The organism is Desulfonatronum thiosulfatophilum, from assembly GCF_900104215.1.
In the GTDB taxonomy this organism is placed as follows: Bacteria; Desulfobacterota; Desulfovibrionia; order Desulfovibrionales; family Desulfonatronaceae; genus Desulfonatronum; species Desulfonatronum thiosulfatophilum.
Map to the genome: position 1 here is coordinate 58,762 of NZ_FMXO01000012.1, position 16,234 is coordinate 74,995.

Annotated in this window: 13 protein-coding genes; 8 read left to right on the forward strand and 5 right to left on the reverse strand. The window is 55.1% G+C overall.

The features are described 5' to 3' along the window. Positions 1-82 precede the first annotated feature (82 nt). Complete coding sequence (gene tal, locus BLP93_RS10990) at positions 83-1,045, forward strand: transaldolase (RefSeq protein WP_092121382.1); 963 nt, start codon at positions 83-85, stop codon at positions 1,043-1,045. Positions 1,046-1,216: 171 nt separating this feature from the next. Then, complete coding sequence (locus tag BLP93_RS10995; protein WP_092121388.1) at positions 1,217-1,699, forward strand: CAP domain-containing protein; 483 nt, start codon at positions 1,217-1,219, stop codon at positions 1,697-1,699. Between the two features lie 120 nt (positions 1,700-1,819). Here the strand turns inward: BLP93_RS10995 and BLP93_RS11000 are convergent, their stop codons facing one another. Then, positions 1,820-2,164 carry a type II toxin-antitoxin system PemK/MazF family toxin gene (locus BLP93_RS11000; RefSeq protein ID WP_208596625.1) on the reverse strand — a complete coding sequence of 115 codons (345 nt, stop codon included), beginning with the start codon at positions 2,162-2,164 and terminating at the stop codon, positions 1,820-1,822. Next, positions 2,161-2,421, reverse strand: coding sequence for a hypothetical protein (locus tag BLP93_RS11005; protein ID WP_092121390.1), 261 nt, complete (start codon positions 2,419-2,421; stop codon positions 2,161-2,163). Before BLP93_RS11005 ends, BLP93_RS11000 begins: the two co-directional genes overlap by 4 nt. Before the next feature lie 195 nt (positions 2,422-2,616). On the opposite strand from BLP93_RS11005, the gene hcp reads away from it, so the two are divergent. Further along, positions 2,617-4,245, forward strand: coding sequence for a hydroxylamine reductase (gene hcp, locus BLP93_RS11010; protein ID WP_092121581.1), 1,629 nt, complete (start codon positions 2,617-2,619; stop codon positions 4,243-4,245). Between the two features lie 549 nt (positions 4,246-4,794). After that, positions 4,795-6,285, forward strand: coding sequence for a hybrid sensor histidine kinase/response regulator (locus BLP93_RS11015; RefSeq protein WP_161946296.1), 1,491 nt, complete (start codon positions 4,795-4,797; stop codon positions 6,283-6,285). A gap of 46 nt (positions 6,286-6,331) precedes the next feature. Here the strand turns inward: BLP93_RS11015 and phoU are convergent, their stop codons facing one another. From phoU to BLP93_RS11030, 3 genes are read right to left on the reverse strand one after another with little or no spacing between them, the layout of a single operon-like run. Next, complete coding sequence (gene phoU, locus BLP93_RS11020; RefSeq protein ID WP_092121395.1) at positions 6,332-7,009, reverse strand: phosphate signaling complex protein PhoU; 678 nt, start codon at positions 7,007-7,009, stop codon at positions 6,332-6,334. A gap of 34 nt (positions 7,010-7,043) precedes the next feature. Then, entirely contained in the window at positions 7,044-8,822 is a 1,779-nt protein-coding gene (locus BLP93_RS11025; RefSeq protein WP_092121398.1) for a sensor histidine kinase, read from the reverse strand. A gap of 30 nt (positions 8,823-8,852) precedes the next feature. Beyond that, positions 8,853-9,545, reverse strand: coding sequence for a response regulator transcription factor (locus BLP93_RS11030; RefSeq protein ID WP_092121408.1), 693 nt, complete (start codon positions 9,543-9,545; stop codon positions 8,853-8,855). A gap of 405 nt (positions 9,546-9,950) precedes the next feature. On the opposite strand from BLP93_RS11030, the gene BLP93_RS11035 reads away from it, so the two are divergent. From BLP93_RS11035 to pstB, 4 genes are all read left to right on the forward strand, one after another. Beyond that, a complete protein-coding gene (locus BLP93_RS11035) occupies positions 9,951-10,913 on the forward strand; it encodes a PstS family phosphate ABC transporter substrate-binding protein (RefSeq protein ID WP_092121412.1) in 963 nt (320 codons plus the stop codon). Positions 10,914-11,055: 142 nt separating this feature from the next. After that, on the forward strand, positions 11,056-13,362 hold the full coding sequence (locus BLP93_RS11040) for an ABC transporter permease subunit (RefSeq protein WP_208596626.1): 2,307 nt from the start codon (positions 11,056-11,058) through the stop codon (positions 13,360-13,362). A 194-nt stretch (positions 13,363-13,556) separates the two neighbouring features. Beyond that, positions 13,557-15,227 (forward strand): phosphate ABC transporter permease PstA, encoded by a 1,671-nt coding sequence (gene pstA, locus BLP93_RS11045; RefSeq protein WP_092121414.1) that lies wholly within the window; start codon positions 13,557-13,559, stop codon positions 15,225-15,227. A 156-nt stretch (positions 15,228-15,383) separates the two neighbouring features. Further along, the gene (gene pstB / locus BLP93_RS11050; protein WP_208596632.1) at positions 15,384-16,154 is read left to right on the forward strand and encodes a phosphate ABC transporter ATP-binding protein PstB; all 771 of its coding nucleotides are present in this window, start codon (positions 15,384-15,386) and stop codon (positions 16,152-16,154) included. The last annotated feature ends 80 nt before the right edge of the window (positions 16,155-16,234 follow it).

Consider the following 16,234-nt stretch of genomic DNA (forward strand, 5'->3'; position numbering starts at 1 on the left):
TTGATTTACGCACTCACGATTTTTTGCAGCCCTTGTACCAGCGAAACAGCCAAGAAATAACCCTTGAACGAAAGGAGTCCCTATGCCCAACCTTCTGGATCAGCTCAAGGAATATTCCACGGTCGTCGCGGATACCGGCGATTTTTCGAGTATCAAGGAATATCACCCCCAGGATGCCACCACCAACCCCAGTTTGATCGTCAAGGCCGTGGCCATGGACGAGTACCGGGATCTCGTGGACAAGGCCATTGATGATGCCCAGGCCGGTGCTCCCTCCACCGAGGCGTTTCTGGAACTGGCCATGGACAAGCTGTTCGTCGCGTTCGGGACGGAGATCCTGAAGATCGTTCCGGGGCGTGTTTCCACTGAAGTGGACGCCCGCCTCAGCTTCAACGTCCAGGGTTCGGTGGACAAGGCCAGGACGCTCATCTCGCTGTACGAGCACGCGGGCGTGGACCGGGAGCGGGTGTTGATCAAGCTGTCCAGCACATGGGAAGGAGTTGCCGCGGCCAGAATACTGGCCAAGGAAGGCATCCGCTGCAACATGACCCTGCTGTTCTCCTTTGCCCAGGCCGTGGCCTGCGCCGAGGCCGGAGTGCAGCTCATCTCACCCTTTGTCGGACGGATCATGGACTGGTACAAGGCTCATGAAGGCCGGGCCGGATATCCTCCCCATGAAGACCCGGGCGTGCATTCCGTGACCCGGATCTACAATTACTACAAGAATCACGGCTATCCCACCGAGGTCATGGGCGCGAGCTTCCGTAATGCCGGAGAAATTATCGAGCTGGCCGGCTGCGATCTGCTGACCATCAGCCCGAATCTGCTCCAGGAGCTTCGGGAAGGCGAGGGGACGGTGGAGCGCAAGCTCAGCCCGGAATCGGCCCGGGAGCACGGGGAGGACAAGATCTCCCTGGATGAAAAGACCTTTCGCTGGATGCTCAATGAAGACCAGATGGCCACGGAAAAGCTGGCCGACGGCATCCGCCTCTTTGCCGCGGATGCGGTCAAGTTGGAAAAGTTGATTCTGAAGAAGAGAAAATAGACGAAACGTTCAAAGGCATCCCGAAGGCGGTACTGTCGCGACAGTGCCGCCTTCTTGTTTTTTGGGCCGGGTGTCGTATGTTTTATGGAGGTCCGGCAACGGGGCGGGATCTGGTCAGATGCATTGCCGCAATAACGTTTTGCAGCCTGACCAATTCAAGAAGGAGCATGTATGAGGTATCTGAATGTTGTTGTGATTGTCCTCGCAAGCCTTGTCTGGCTGAGCCCGTCCATGGCCGCGGAAGCGCTTGATCCGGAGAAGATCCTGGAGCATATCAATGAACATCGCTCATCCCTGGACCTGGAACCATTGAACGCACACCAGGGCCTGAACGCAGCCGCGAAACTGCGTGTGGAGGATATGCTGGAAAACGATTATTTTGCCCATATCAATCCCGAGACCGGAGAAGGACCGATGGAAGCGATCATGCAGGTTGACTATGACCCTCAAGCCTTTGCCGAAAATATCGCCATGGGGACTTTTCAAAATGAAAAGGAACTGGTGCAAGGCTGGCTTGACAGCCCGGAACACCGGGAAAATATCGAGCGGTCGGACATGGTGGACAGTGGCTTGGCCATTGCCCGGGATGATAATACCGATCTGGGGATGGACGTTTATATCGTGGTTCAGCTCTTCGGTTCACCCATGAATTGATGCGGATGCAGCTCCAATATTTTCTCGGCGCTGACCTGCGCTGGACATACTCTAGCGAAAGCATACAGAAGCTGCATCAAGATCAACTCCACACAAAGCCGGTATCAGGAAGTACTCAGCTTACAAAAAGCGTAGCAGGATTTTTATTTTCGTTTCCACTGCGTTCATGGACAGGTTGCTTACCCTCCCGATTTTGGCCAATAACCGCTGTTTCGAGACCGACCTTATATCCTCGCACTTGACGTAACTAACCTCTTTAAGGCCCCCTTCGGGAGGTATAATCTTTTCATGAAGTGGGATTTTTTTGTTCTTGCTTGTCAGGGGCAGAATAACCACCAGCTCAGCCGGACCTGTATTGAAAATGTCATCAGAAATGACCAAGCCCGGTCGTTGACCAGACTGTTCGTGCCCATTCGTGGGGTTCAGGTCCACCAGCCAGATTTCGCCGCGTAGTGTTTGAATCATTTGGTTTCCATGTCGTCCTGGAGGTCATCAGCAAGAGTTTTGCCCCAAATTTCTCGTTCTTGCTGTTCGTCCGCCCATCCCTCAGGATTGCCGCGTAATTCGGCAAAGGCTTCGTTAGTCCGCTGAAGCAGCTGCTCCGCACGGTATTTTCGCAGTAATCTCTCAAGCACCGCCTGCATCGGTTCAGCCTCATCCTTGGCTATCTGCTTAAGCAAAACATGAGAATTTGTGGAAATGCGGATTGTTGTGGTCTGCATGCCGGCACCTCTTTTAGTAGACTAATTAGTCTGCAAATCTGGATACGTCAATACAGGCCGCTGGTGAAAATTTGTTCAAAAAAAAATTGCCTCTTTTGACATAGATCAATGTGCTCTCCAGCCGATCCCGTAGAAAGGAGTCGTGTTCGACAAGAACTTGATCCATCAACCATATTAAGGAGGCAGATCATGACCATGTTTTGTTACCAGTGCGAGCAGACGGCCAAGGGCGAAGGGTGTGCGAAGATCGGCGTGTGCGGAAAGCAGCCGGACGTGTCAGCGCTGCAGGATCTGCTGGTTTATGCGCTGCAAGGATTGGGGCTGGTGGCGCACGAGGGCCGCAAAGTCGGGGTGAAAAGCGCCGCGGCGGATGCCTTTGCCTGTGAGGCCCTGTTTTCCACCTTGACCAACGTGGATTTTGATCCGGAACGGTTCAAGCCGTTGATCGAGCAGGCCGTGGCTTTTCGCGAGGAACTGCGAGACAAGGTCATTGCTGCCGGCGGAAAAACGGAATTTGATGCGCCGGAAGCGGCCTTCGAGCCTGCTCCTTCCCTGGACGGCATGGTTCGGCAGGGCGAAGAGCACGGACTGCAGAACGACAAGGAAAGCGACCCGGACAAGAAATCCTTGAAGCATACGCTCCTGTTCGGTCTGAAGGGCATTGCCGCCTATGCCGATCATGCCCGGATTCTGGGACAGACCGATGACAGCGTTTATGCCTTCATTCATGAAGCCTTGGCCGCTTTGACACGGACTGATCTTGAACTCCAGGACTGGCTGGGCCTGGCGCTGCGTTGCGGCGAAGTCAATCTGAAGACCATGGAAAACCTGGATGCGGCCAATACCGGGGCCTACGGCGACCCCACGCCCACGTCCGTTCCTCTGGGCGCGAAAAAGGGCAAGGCCATCCTGGTTTCCGGCCATGACCTGAAGGACTTGGAGGACCTGCTCAAGCAGACCGAAGGCAAGGGGATCAACATCTACACCCACGGCGAAATGCTTCCGGCCCATGGATATCCCAAGCTGAAAGCCTACCCGCATTTCTATGGTCACTACGGCACGGCATGGCAGAACCAGCATAAGGAATTCGCCGCGTTCCCCGGTCCGATCCTGATGACCACCAATTGCATCCAGCGGCCCCAGGAGAGTTACAAGGCCAATATTTTCACCACTGGGCTGGTCGGGTTTCCCGGCGTGGAACACGTCAAGAACGGTGAGTTCGGTTTGGTGGTGGCCAAGGCCCTGGAGATGCCGGGCTTCACCCAGGACGTGTCCGGCAAGTCGGTGATGACCGGCTTTGCGCGCAATGCGGTGCTGTCCGTCGCGGACAAGGTCATCGACCTGGTCAAGACCAAGAAGATTCGCCACTTTTTCCTGGTGGCCGGCTGCGATGGAGCCAAGCCGGGCCGCAACTACTACACCGAGTTCGTGGAAAAGGTGCCTTCCGATTGCGTGGTGCTGACCCTGGCCTGCGGCAAGTTCCGCTTTTTCGACAAGGATCTCGGCACCATCGAGGGGCTGCCCCGGCTTCTGGACATGGGCCAATGCAACGACGCCTACTCGGCCATCCAGGTAGCCGTTGCCCTGTCCAAGGCCTTCGGCGTCAGCGTGAACGAACTGCCCCTGTCTCTGGTGCTGTCCTGGTACGAGCAGAAGGCTGTAGCCATCCTGCTGACTTTGCTGCATTTGGGCATCCAGGACATCCGCCTCGGACCCTCACTGCCCGCCTTCACTTCGCCCAACGTGCTCAAGGTGCTGGTGGACACATTCAACATCAAGCCCATCACCACTCCGGATGAGGATCTGAAGGCAATTCTTGGGTAACTTTTGATTGCGAAATCCTGATGTCTTTTCTATCGTGGGACATCATTCTTCGAGGGGGCCGTAAGGCCCCCTCGGTGTTTGAGTATTCGAAGCAGCCCCAATTTGCGACTGAGCTGCCAATATGAAGATGCCCATCTCCTTGCAACAGGGCAATTTTGTTCTCACGTAACTATCTGAAATTTTAGAGACTGGTTTCCCCTGTTTGGGACGGATCGATTGTTTGACTGAACCAGGAATCGTTCATCAAGCCGTTGCCCAGCGCTAAGAGCACAATTTCCTGTTTATATAGCGCAACGGCTTGATGTTACGAGGCCGGTAAAGGAGTTTCGAGCCGTTCCAAACAGGGGAAACCAGCCGTCTTTGCAAGAAAAAAATTGGTGAGAACAAAAATGCCCTGCTCCTTGCAAGGATCGCTATTGAGGTTTGGCCGGATTCTTGAAAGAATCTCCGGGCAATTCGGCGGAGGGTAAACAGGTAGCAGAGTATATGTGCGGGAATGACGACTCGAGTAGACACACCAACTTCAACAAGCAAAAGCAAATGAACGGAATGAAGATTAAAAAACGGGTACTCATTGTGGAGGATGACGCCTTACTGGCCATGGGAGTGGAGGACATGGTCACCAGATTCGGATACCACGCCCTGTCGCCAGTGGCTACGGGAGCAGAGGCCGTCGCCACGGCCCAAGCGATGCGTCCCGATCTTGTGCTCATGGACATCAATCTGGCGGATCAGATGACCGGGATCAATGCGGCCGAACGTATCCAGACTTTTGCCGATATTCCCATTATCTATCTTTCCGGCCATTCCGGTGATCCGATGCTTGAGCAGGCCAAACTGACCAGGCCGTATGGGTACCTGGTCAAGCCGGTTACGGAAGTGGAATTGAAGGCATGTTTGGAAATGGCTCTATATCGCCATTCCATGGACAAGAAGCTTCATCAGAGCGAAGAACGTTACAGAAGCATTGTCGAAAACATCAATGATGCACTGATCATTCATGATTTTGAAAACAAAATTCTCGACACCAACGAGAATGCCTGCCTGATGCTTGGATACGGCCGGAAGGAACTGGTAGGTTCCAATCTGGAATTGTTTCTTCGGCCGGATAACGTTTCGCATTACCATGAGCAGATGGCCGCGCTCCGAGATAGTTCCGGTATTGTATTCGAAACGGAGTGCGCGCACAGGGACGGCACGGTGTTGGCCCTTGAGGTCAGCGCAAAAATCGTATCCGACGAATTAGGAGGTTTTGTTCAGTGCTTCGGCAGGGATATCAGCGAGCGCAGGAAACATCAGGAGGAAATCAAACAAAAGAATCGAGAACTGCAGGAAATCATCGCTGCGAAAGACAAGTTTTTCTCCATCATTTCCCATGACCTGAAGAGTCCCTTGTCCGGGTTCATGATTCTGACCAGGATGTTGTCCGAGGAGTTTTCCACTCTGCCCTTGAAAGATCTCCGGGAGATGGCCCGGCAATTGGCGCATTCAACGGAAAATATTGTCAGCTTGCTGGAGAATTTGTTGGAATGGTCGCTGCACCAGCAGGGGGTCATGGCCTATGAGCCCGTCTCCTTGCCTTTGACCGATCTTGTCCAGCGGAACATTGATCTGTTTCAGACTCTTGCCAGGGATAAAAAAATAACCTTGGCAAGCAATGTGCCTACAAGGCTGAAGATCCAAGCGGATAAACTCATGCTCGACACCATAATCCGGAATCTGCTTTCCAACGCCATCAAGTTCAGCATGAGCGGCGGGAAGGGTAATATTTCCGCTGTTTGTAAAAACGGCCAAGTTACCTTGGCCGTGCAGGACAACGGAATGGGCATTTGCTCCGAGGCGGTGAAGGAATTGTTCGTGATGAATCAGAAATCATCCAGGCTGGGCACCGACGGAGAACTCGGTACCGGTCTGGGGCTATTGCTGTGCAAGGAATTCGCTCAACAACATGGAGGTAAAATCTGGGTTGAAAGCGCCCTTGGAATCGGAAGTACCTTTTTTGTCTCGCTGCCCGTTGATCCTTGCCCAGTTGCGGAGTAGCCGTCCTCTCACACAAATTCAGAATCTACCACCCCCGTCGAAACCATTATACGGTCTGATCGAACTGACACGAATCCTTCAAAGTCTTCCCCTTGACGATGAACATGGTTGTTTCAGCGATATTGGTGGCCATGTCCGCGACCCTTTCCAGTCGTCTGGCGATGTTGATGCTTTGCAGACCGCATTCAATAGACTGAACGTCCCGGCTGTCCCTGGTCATATACTGAATCGTGTCCTTGATCACGGCGGAATTCAGTTCATCCACTTCGAAGTCCATGCGGCAGACCGTCACAGCCTTGTCCATGTCGGACGAGGAAAAGGCAATGATCGACTCCTGGAGCATGTCATAGCTTTTTTGGCCCATGAGCAGGATCTTATCGTAGACGTCCAGTGGCGGGTTGAGGCTTAGAAATATTATCGCATCCGCGATATTGGCCGCCTCATCGCCAATCCGCTCCAGATCCACGCTCATGCGCATGCATCCGAGAATAAGCCTCAGATCCCTGGCCACGGGCTGTTCCAGGGCCAGCAAACGCATGCACATTTCGTAGACCTGAACTTCGAGCTCGTTGATCTTCTTGTCGTTGTCCACCACTTCCTGGGCCAGATCCGCGTCCATCCTGGAAAAGGCCGTGACTGTCTTGCTCACTGCCTGTTCCGTCTGGACCACCATCTGCATGACCTTCATGTTCAACCTGTCCAACTCTTTCGCCAAATGGGACATTGATATGCTCCTGATTGATGTTCAGAAAAATATGTTACAAGGATTTGCGTAAAGAAAACCAGAAAATGCTTCCGCTGTCGGCGCCAGGTACGGGACTCTGGACCCAGATTTCCCCCCCAAGGTTGCGAATGATGTTTTTGCAGATGGCCAGTCCCAATCCCGTCCCTTTGACCTTGTTCTTGAATTTCTTGACCCGGTAGAACCGTTCAAAGACCCGTTGCTGCTCCTCACGGGGAATCCCGGGGCCGTTATCCTGCACTCCGACCAGCACCCGGTCGTCTTCCTTGCGGCAGATAACCTTTATTTCGCCGTGCACGGGCACATACTTGATGCTGTTCTCGAACAGATTCTGCAATACCTGGCGCAAAGCTTCCGCTTCGCCGATCACGTGGGCGCAGTCCGGATGCAGCTCCATGGAAAAACGGATATGCTTGTGGTCCGCATAATGGCCGCAGTTTCTCCAGGAATTCTCAATGACAGGCTGCAGGGCCACGTTCCCGAGTACTATTTTCTCTGGTTCGGATTCGATTTTTGAAAGCTGCAAAATATCATCCAGCAGCCGGATCATGTTATTGGTGTTCCTGGTAATGATTTCCAGGAACTCGGCTCCTCGCTTCTCCAGAAGCTCTCTGTTTTCCAGCAATGTTTCGGTGTACCCCTTGATGGACGTCAAGGGAGTCCGCAACTCATGGGATGCGTTGGCCACGAAATCCTTGCGGATGCTTTCCAGTCGCCGAATGTGGGTTATGTCGTGAAATACCAGTATCGCTCCGATTCTTTTGCGATCTTCGGGCGAGACGATGTTCACGGCATAGTCTTTCTCCCTGAACTTTATCTCCAGGCTCTTGTTGCGTACCGAGTCGCTGGCGATAACCTCGTCGCAGCACTCCTGTAGCTCGTTGTTTAAAAACACCTCCAGCGGGCGCTTTCCCAGAAAATTTTCATGATGGTTGAAGTGGGCGACAAAGGCTCTGTTGAAGCTCATGATCCGTCCATTGTTGTCCAGCGCCACCAGGTCGTCCTTGATGCCGTCCAGGATGGTGCGCAGTTCCGTCTTTTGCGCGGAAACCAGATCTATGTTGCTTTCAATGTTCTGGGCCATATCGTTGATGGCGACCACCAAGGGGTCGAATTCCTTGCCCGGGGAGACAGTTATCCTTGTCGCATAATTTCCTCCCCCAATGGCCTGCGCTAGGCTGATCATGGGCTGCAGCTTCAAGGTCAGTCGTCGAACCAGCAAAAACACCAACAGACCCGCCAGGATCAGTGAAAGCAGCATCATCTGCCACAATACAGTGCTGACCCTCATGAAAAAAGATTCCATGGTGGCATAGGGGGTGGCCATTCTGAGAACCACGGCTCCGAACTGCGTCAGGTCGGTTTTTCTGGCATAGTAGATTAAATGGCGGTCCACTGTCCGGCTGTGGCGGATGCTGTAACCATGGCCGTCCTGCACGGCCTGCAGGAACTCCGGCCTGAAACCATGATTCTCAACCAGCCGGATCTCATCGAGAGGAACCATCGAATCCACCAGAACCCGGCCGCCGGAATCAATCACGGTGATCCTGTCGACGCTTGTTCGGGCGATTTCCCGTATCACCGCATCCAGTTCCTCCAGGTGCTGGAAATCATTCCTGGCCAGGGCCCATGCCAGGATGGACATCCGTTCGCCGACGCTCTGGACCATCTCCTTCTTCATTTCCTCTTCCACGGTTTCCAGAAAATAATAGGAGGGAATGGCCAAGGCGATGATCAAGGCAGCCCAGAAGGAAAATATCAGCTTGATCTTGAGGGATAATCTGTTTTTCTTCACGGTTTCACGGTCTCATCTTAATCCGCAGTATCAGTCCTGCAACTCGAAGGTATAGCCCAATCCCCTGGACGTATGAATGAGATGGGCATACCGGCCGAGCTTGATCCTGAGCCTGCGAATATGCGTGTCCACGGTCCTGTTGTACCCTTCAAACTTGTAGCCCCAAACGTTGTTCAAGAGACTTTCCCTGGAAAGGACCTTGCCCTGGTTCTGGATGAACTCAGCCAGCAGCTTCAACTCAGTGGCCGTGAGGTTCATGTTCTTTCCGTCCAGTCTGAACTGCATGGCGGCGAAATCGAACTCCATCCCCTCATGCTTCCAGATCTTTCCTTCCCCGTTCTCCACCGGTTTGTCCCGCCGAATGAGGGCCTTGATCCGCAACAGCAGTTCCCGAATGCTAAAGGGTTTGACCACATAGTCGTCCGCTCCGAGTTCGAAGCCGACAATGCGGTCCACTTCCTCGCCCTTGGCCGTGAGCATGAGGACCTTGATCTGCTTGAGCTTCGGGTCGCTCTTGAGCCTGCGGCACATTTCCAGGCCGTCCATGTGCGGCAGCATCAGATCAAGAAGGATCACCTCGGGAAGCTCCTCCCTGGCAACCTTCAGCCCGTCAAAACCATTGTCCGTCACAAATACCTTATATCCGGAGGACTCAAGATTGAGCAGCAAAAGATTCTGGATGTCTTCTTCGTCTTCGATGACCAGCACCTTGTTTGTGAGCATCCCAACCGCTTCCCTTTAAATTTCAATGATAAGGTTCGTGACAAAAATCAAAAGTGGTTCATCCGTGCTCTGTCTTCCGCCTTCAGTTCCCATTCCTGCCAGGGGGGGCGTGGCCGGTAATTACCCTGGAATTTTGTACCTTGGCGCTGTTACAGTCATGTTACATGGACATGAAATTCCAGTGACAGAGTCGAGCGGTATTTGCAACAGCTGCTAATAATTTGAATTTACAGGTTAAAACGGCAAATGTTCCCGCGGAGATGGCGGTGTCGCAATGCAAAAGAAATGTCATGTTCCTGTCATATTCCTGTAACATTGTCCTCCTATCTTGCCGTCATGGAAAAGGCGCAAGGCATCGCCATTCCGGCGAGGCGGTTTAGAACCAATATCAGGAGGAGTTTTGGAATGCGCAAGTATCTGGCAATTTTTGCACTATTAGGCATGCTCTCCGCGAGCAACGTTTCCGCTCAGACCGGAGTTGATCCGGCTCTTCCGGAGTACACGCCCGTCAGCGGCATTTCCGGCAACCTGTCCAGCATGGGCTCGGACACTCTGAACAATCTGATGACCCTCTGGGCTGAAGCGTTCCAGGGATACTACCCCAACGTGAACATCCAGATCCAGGGCGCCGGGTCGTCCACCGCCCCACCGGCCTTGATCGAAGCCACGGCCAATTTCGGCCCCATGAGCCGGGAAATGCGGGCCACGGAAATCGAGCAGTTCGAACAACGCTTCGGGTATCAGCCCGTCAAGGTGACCACGGCCGTGGACACCATCGCCGTGTACCTGAACAAGGACAACCCCTTGGACTGCCTGTCCATCCCCGAGATTGACGCCATATTCTCCGCCACCCGTCGTTGCGGTCATGGCGAAGACATCACCCGCTGGGGGCAGGTCGGCCTGACCGGAGCCTGGGCCAACCGCGACTTCACCATATACAGTCGTAACGCCGTGTCCGGCACGTATGGCTTCTTCAAAGACGTGGCCTTGTGCGGCGGCGACTACAAGCCGACCATCAACGAGCAGCCCGGCTCCGCTTCCGTGGTTCAGGGCGTGACAGAATCCATCAACGGTATCGGCTACTCAGGCATCGGCTACATCACCTCCGGCGTGAAGGCCGCGTCCATCAACATGGGCGGAACTTGCTACGAACCCAATGCGGAAAACGCTGCCTCCGGCAATTATCCGCTGGCTCGCGGTTTGTTTTTGTATGTGAACAAGAATCCCACTGAGCCGTTGGCCCCGGTTGAGCGTGAATTCCTGCGCCTGGTGCTCTCCAAGCAGGGCCAGGAAGTGGTTGTTCGCGACGGGTACATCCCGCTGCCCGAGACCATTGCTGCTCAGGTCCGTGCCCAAATCGGACTGTAAGGTCGGCCTGTAGAATTGGCGAAAAAAACTGTCTGACGCCGCTCCATGCTTCGGCATGGAGCGGCTTTTTCACCTTCAGAAACGGGTCGTTCCAGGGAACGCCGCCAGCAATCATATCCTCCCGTACAGGAAGCGACGCATCATGAAAAACGGTTCATCATCTTCTCCGGAATCGACGCATACCCTGGACAAATTGTTCGGGGCCATGCCCGACGCCGCGGCCCGCGCCTCACTGCGCAAATTCCGCGCGACCAAGGACGTTTCCGCCAAATATTTTATCAGTGCCAGTGGGATGGGCGTTGTTTTCGCCCTGGCCCTGATCTTCATTTTCTTGTTCATCGAACTGGTCCCTATTTTCGCTCCGGCCAAGATCGAGAAGAATACCGCGTATATCGTCCCCGGGGGGCCGGAGGAGCGCACGTTGTTGCTGGATATGGATCGGTACCAGGAGGTCGGTGTCCGGTATCGAGGCAACGGCGAGGTGCTATTTTTCGAACTGGCCACCGGCATGCCCATGGAGAAGGTCTTTCTTCCGGTGCCGGAAGGCGTGGAGATCCGCTCCTTCGGCAAAGGAGAACCACGTTCCAATCTCGTGGTTTTTGGGCTTTCGGACGGCACGGCCATCCTGGTCCGCCATGAGTTCGAGCTGGACTGGACCGGCAATGTCCGGACCATTGTACCTACATTGACTTTTCCCTTTGGCCGCGATCCCGTCCCGGTTGATCCCATGAATCGTCCACTGCGGCACATAGCCGTGCAGCGGGCTGCCGCCGGGACGGCCGTGGCAACGGTGACGGATGACGACCGGGTGCTCCTGGTTCAGCTCGCCACCCGGACGTCCTTCCTGACCGGAGAGACCGTGGTCACCACCACCGAGCACGATCTCGGACCGGCGCCGGGCGAGGTTGTGGACGTGCTGATCTCCTCGAACATGATCAATTTGTTTCTGGCCGATGCGAACGGCAAGCTGCATTATTACGATCTGCGTCAACCGTCTCAGGCTGGACCGGCACACAGTCTGGAGGTGGTTCCGGACGCATCCGTGTCCATCACCGCCGTGGATTTTCTATTGGGTACGGTTTCTCTCGTTGTCGGCAGGTCCGACGGTTCGATAAGTCAATATTTTTTGGTTCGTGATCATAAAAACCGTTATTTTATCACGCATGTCCGGGATTTCGAGAGCCATTCGGCCCCGATCACAATTCTGGCAACGGAATACACCCGCAAAGGATTCGCCGCCGCCGACTCCGCCGGCGTGGTGGGGCTGCACTACCCCACATCCGAGCGAACCCTGCTCTTGAAGCCGATCACGGATTCTCCGGTTCATGTCCTGGCCTTCTCTCCAACCAACTCGGCCCTGCTGGCTCTTGACGATACGCAAACCGTGCACCTTCTTGATGTGGACAACCCGCACCCAGAGTACTCTTTCAGTGCCTTGTGGCAAAAAGTCTGGTACGAAGGCAGGGCCGCACCGGACTATGTCTGGCAGTCCTCTTCGGCCTCGGACGAGTTTGAGTCCAAGTTCAGCCAGATGCCCCTGACCCTGGGCACGCTCAAGGCCTCATTCTACGCCATGCTCATCGCCATGCCCCTGTCCGTGCTCGGGGCGATCTACGCGGCCTATTTCATGAGCCCCAAGCTGCGGTCCATCGTCAAGCCGTCCATCGAGGTCATGGAGGCCCTGCCCACCGTCATTCTCGGTTTTCTGGCCGGGTTGTGGCTGGCGCCGTTCGTGGAAAGCAACCTGCCCGCCGTCTTTTCCATTGTGGTATTCATGCCCCTGATGATGCTTCTGGCAGCCTTTCTCTGGAGCAGCTTGCCCCATCGCATCCGCCTGCTGGTTCCGGACGGCTGGGAAGCGGCCATGCTTGTACCCATCATTCTGGTTTTCGGGTGGGTCTGTGTCACGCTCAGCCCGCATATTGAAATCTGGTTCTTCGACGGCAGTGCCAGACAATGGCTGACGGACGTGGGCATCACCTACGACCAGCGCAACGCCTTGGTGGTTGGGCTGGCCATGGGCTTCGCGGTCATTCCGACCATTTTCTCCATCGCCGAGGACGCCATCTTCAATGTGCCCAAGCACCTGACTCAGGGCTCCCTGGCCTTGGGCGCAACACCCTGGCAGACCGTGACCCGGGTTGTCCTGCTCACCGCCAGTCCAGGGATTTTTTCGGCGATCATGATCGGCTTCGGTCGGGCCGTGGGCGAAACCATGATCGTACTCATGGCCACGGGAAACAGCCCGGTCATGAACTTCAACATCTTCGAGGGCATGCGCACCCTGTCCGCGAACATCGCCGTGGAACTGCCGGAAACCGCCGTGGGCAGTACGCATTATCGGATTCTGTTCCTGGCGGCCCTGGTGCTTTTCGTGCTCACGTTCATTGTGAACACGGTCGCGGAAATTGTCCGGCAACGGCTGCGCAAGAAGTATAGTTCGTTGTAGATATCCAAGTGCCGGCTGCCAATCGATTGCAGCATCAACCGAAATCGCAACCGAAATCGTAATCGATTCGGTATCGCAAAAAGTTTTCGCCACGTCTGGAGTCAAGTTTGTTCGGAGTCGATTTCGATTACGATCACGATTTCGACTTCGATTTCGATTCATTCGAGATATAATGTGAAACGTAGGATAACGGCATGAATACACGTCAATGGTTCAAAAGCGGTTCCCCATGGATTTGGCTGACCGGGGGGATGATCAGTCTGAGCATGATCATGGTCTTCGGTCTGCTGGCCTTGATCGCCGTACGCGGGTTGGGCCACTTCTGGCCGGCCCCGGTGGTGGAGTTCGAATATCATCCCGACCCGGAGAACACGGTTCGCGTGCTGGGCAACCCGATGCGTTCCCAGAATGTTACCGGACTGGTCCTGCGGGAGTCCGGGCACCTGATTCCGGAAGACGTGGACCTGACCCAGCGTTTTTTGATCAAGCAAGGCAACCGTGATCTGACCGGTCGGGACTTTTTTTGGTACCCGGAGCCTCTCATTTCCGAGTGGACCACTCCCCGGGAGGCCATGGTCGTCGAGCGCCGGGAGTGGGGTGATTTCATCGGGTTCCTCAGCCAGGTCAAGCAGGACGGAGTGGTGATCGCCGAAGGCTACGCCGGAAAGGATAAGCTGTTGCCTCTCGTTGCTCGCGCCAACGAACTGGCCGGGGAAATCAACCACATCGAACGTTACGAGATCGGCGGGTTGAACATGCGGCTCGAGCGGATTCGATTGGCTGAACGCGGCTTGGAGCGGAACGTGGATCTGGAACCCGCGGAAGTCCAGCGACGACTGGCCGAATTGCAGGCGGAGCGGGATGAATTGGATCGCCAGTACGAGGGTATCAATGCCCGTCGGCTGGATCTGCTGGCACAGATGCGCCGGGACATCCTGGTGGCTGAGTCCATGGACGGTCGCCGGGTTGAGATCCCTCTGGCCCACGTGGTTCATGTGCACTGGCCCAACGACATGACCCTGGTTCAGAAAATGGGCCATTATGTGACCATGGTCTGGGGATTTCTGAGCGGCTTTCCTCGGGAAGCGAACACCGAGGGCGGGATTTTTCCGGCCATTTTCGGTACCGTGCTGATGGTCATCCTGATGTCCATCGTGGTCACGCCCATGGGCGTGCTGGCGGCGATCTATCTGCGGGAGTACGCCAAGCAGGGGCCTATAGTCCGTCTGGTGCGAATTTCGGTGAACAATCTGGCCGGGGTGCCGTCCATTGTCTTCGGCGTGTTCGGACTGGCCTTTTTCGTCTACTTCGTGGGCGGCAACCTGGACCGGATGTTCTACCAGGACTCCCTGCCCGCACCGACCTTCGGCACGCCGGGGCTGGTCTGGGCCTCCCTGACCCTGGCCCTGTTGACCCTGCCCGTGGTCATCGTTTCCACGGAAGAAGGGCTGGCCCGGATACCCAGCACCATCCGCCACGGCTCCCTGGCTCTGGGCGCGACCAAGGCCGAAACCCTCTGGCGGACCGTGATTCCCCTGTCCACCCCGGCCATGATGACCGGACTGATTCTGGCCGTAGCCAGGGCCGCCGGTGAAGTCGCGCCGTTGATGCTGGTGGGCGTGGTCAAGCTGGCTCCGAACCTGCCCGTGGACGGATATTTTCCCTACCTGCACCTGGAGCGCAAGTTCATGCACCTGGGCTTCCATATCTACGACGTGGGTTTTCAGAGCCCCAACGTGGAGGCCTCCCGGCCCCTGGTCTACGCCACGGCGCTGGTGTTGGTGCTGATCATCATCACCCTGAATCTGACGGCCATCACCATTCGTAACTATCTACGGGAAAAGTACCGTAGCGAGAGCGATTGATTTAGCGATCATGTATCCGGATACGTTCGCTGTCAGCTGCGGCATTGATGAATCGTCGGAACCTTCAACACTGGAAAGAAAATGAGCTCGACAAACAATACGACAAAGTCTCACGGCATTATGAACGGTTTTTTCGCGGATTCCAGCCAGAAGAAAATGGATTTCAGCAAGGAAAGCATCGCTCTGGAAGTGGAAAACCTGCAACTGTATTACGGCAAGGTTCATGCGCTGCAGGACATCGACATCAAGATCCCAAGTCGTCGCGTCACGGCCTTCATCGGCCCCAGCGGTTGCGGCAAGTCCACCTTGCTGCGCTGCTTCAACCGGATGAACGATCTGATCGACATCTGTCGGATCGAGGGCAGCATTGCTCTGGACGGGCGCAATATTTACGATCGGAACGTGGATGTAACCGAATTGCGGCGGCGGGTGGGCATGGTCTTCCAGAAGCCCAACCCGTTTCCCAAGTCCATTTTTGAAAACGTGGCCTATGGATTGCGGCTTCAGGGAGTGAAGGAAAAGAAAAAGCTGGCTCAGGTCGTGGAACATGCCCTGCGCGGAGCGGCATTGTGGGACGAGGTCAAGGACCGGCTTCATGAGAACGCTTTCGGCCTGTCCGGAGGACAGCAGCAGCGCTTGGTGGTCGCCCGGGCCGTGGCAATTGAGCCGGAGGTGATTCTCCTGGACGAACCTTGCTCGGCCCTGGATCCCATTTCCACGGCCAAGATCGAGGAGTTGATCTTCAACCTCAAGGAAAAATACACCATCGTCATCGTCACCCACAACATGCAGCAGGCCGCGCGGGTCTCCGACTACACCGCCTACATGTATCTGGGGAAACTGATCGAATACATGGACACGGTCTCCCTGTTCACCCAGCCCAAGGAAAAAGCCACAGAAGACTACATCACCGGCCGCTTCGGCTGATCCCAAGATGTATCGATCATCGAAAGTAGCCAAATAACCAACAACCTTTGAATCACAGGATGGTCATGAGCGCTCACGTT

What these genes read in the sequence shown, in the direction of transcription:
- tal (WP_092121382.1), top strand. Translation starts at nt 83, where the DNA reads ATGCCCAACCTTCTGGATCAGCTCAAGGAATATTCCACGGTCGTCGCG.
- BLP93_RS10995 (WP_092121388.1), top strand. Translation starts at nt 1,217, where the DNA reads ATGAGGTATCTGAATGTTGTTGTGATTGTCCTCGCAAGCCTTGTCTGG.
- BLP93_RS11000 (WP_208596625.1), bottom strand. Translation starts at nt 2,164, where the DNA reads ATGATTCAAACACTACGCGGCGAAATCTGGCTGGTGGACCTGAACCCC.
- BLP93_RS11005 (WP_092121390.1), bottom strand. Translation starts at nt 2,421, where the DNA reads ATGCAGACCACAACAATCCGCATTTCCACAAATTCTCATGTTTTGCTT.
- hcp (WP_092121581.1), top strand. Translation starts at nt 2,617, where the DNA reads ATGTTTTGTTACCAGTGCGAGCAGACGGCCAAGGGCGAAGGGTGTGCG.
- BLP93_RS11015 (WP_161946296.1), top strand. Translation starts at nt 4,795, where the DNA reads ATGAAGATTAAAAAACGGGTACTCATTGTGGAGGATGACGCCTTACTG.
- phoU (WP_092121395.1), bottom strand. Translation starts at nt 7,009, where the DNA reads ATGTCCCATTTGGCGAAAGAGTTGGACAGGTTGAACATGAAGGTCATG.
- BLP93_RS11030 (WP_092121408.1), bottom strand. Translation starts at nt 9,545, where the DNA reads ATGCTCACAAACAAGGTGCTGGTCATCGAAGACGAAGAAGACATCCAG.
- BLP93_RS11035 (WP_092121412.1), top strand. Translation starts at nt 9,951, where the DNA reads ATGCGCAAGTATCTGGCAATTTTTGCACTATTAGGCATGCTCTCCGCG.
- BLP93_RS11040 (WP_208596626.1), top strand. Translation starts at nt 11,056, where the DNA reads ATGAAAAACGGTTCATCATCTTCTCCGGAATCGACGCATACCCTGGAC.
- pstA (WP_092121414.1), top strand. Translation starts at nt 13,557, where the DNA reads ATGAATACACGTCAATGGTTCAAAAGCGGTTCCCCATGGATTTGGCTG.
- pstB (WP_208596632.1), top strand. Translation starts at nt 15,384, where the DNA reads ATGGATTTCAGCAAGGAAAGCATCGCTCTGGAAGTGGAAAACCTGCAA.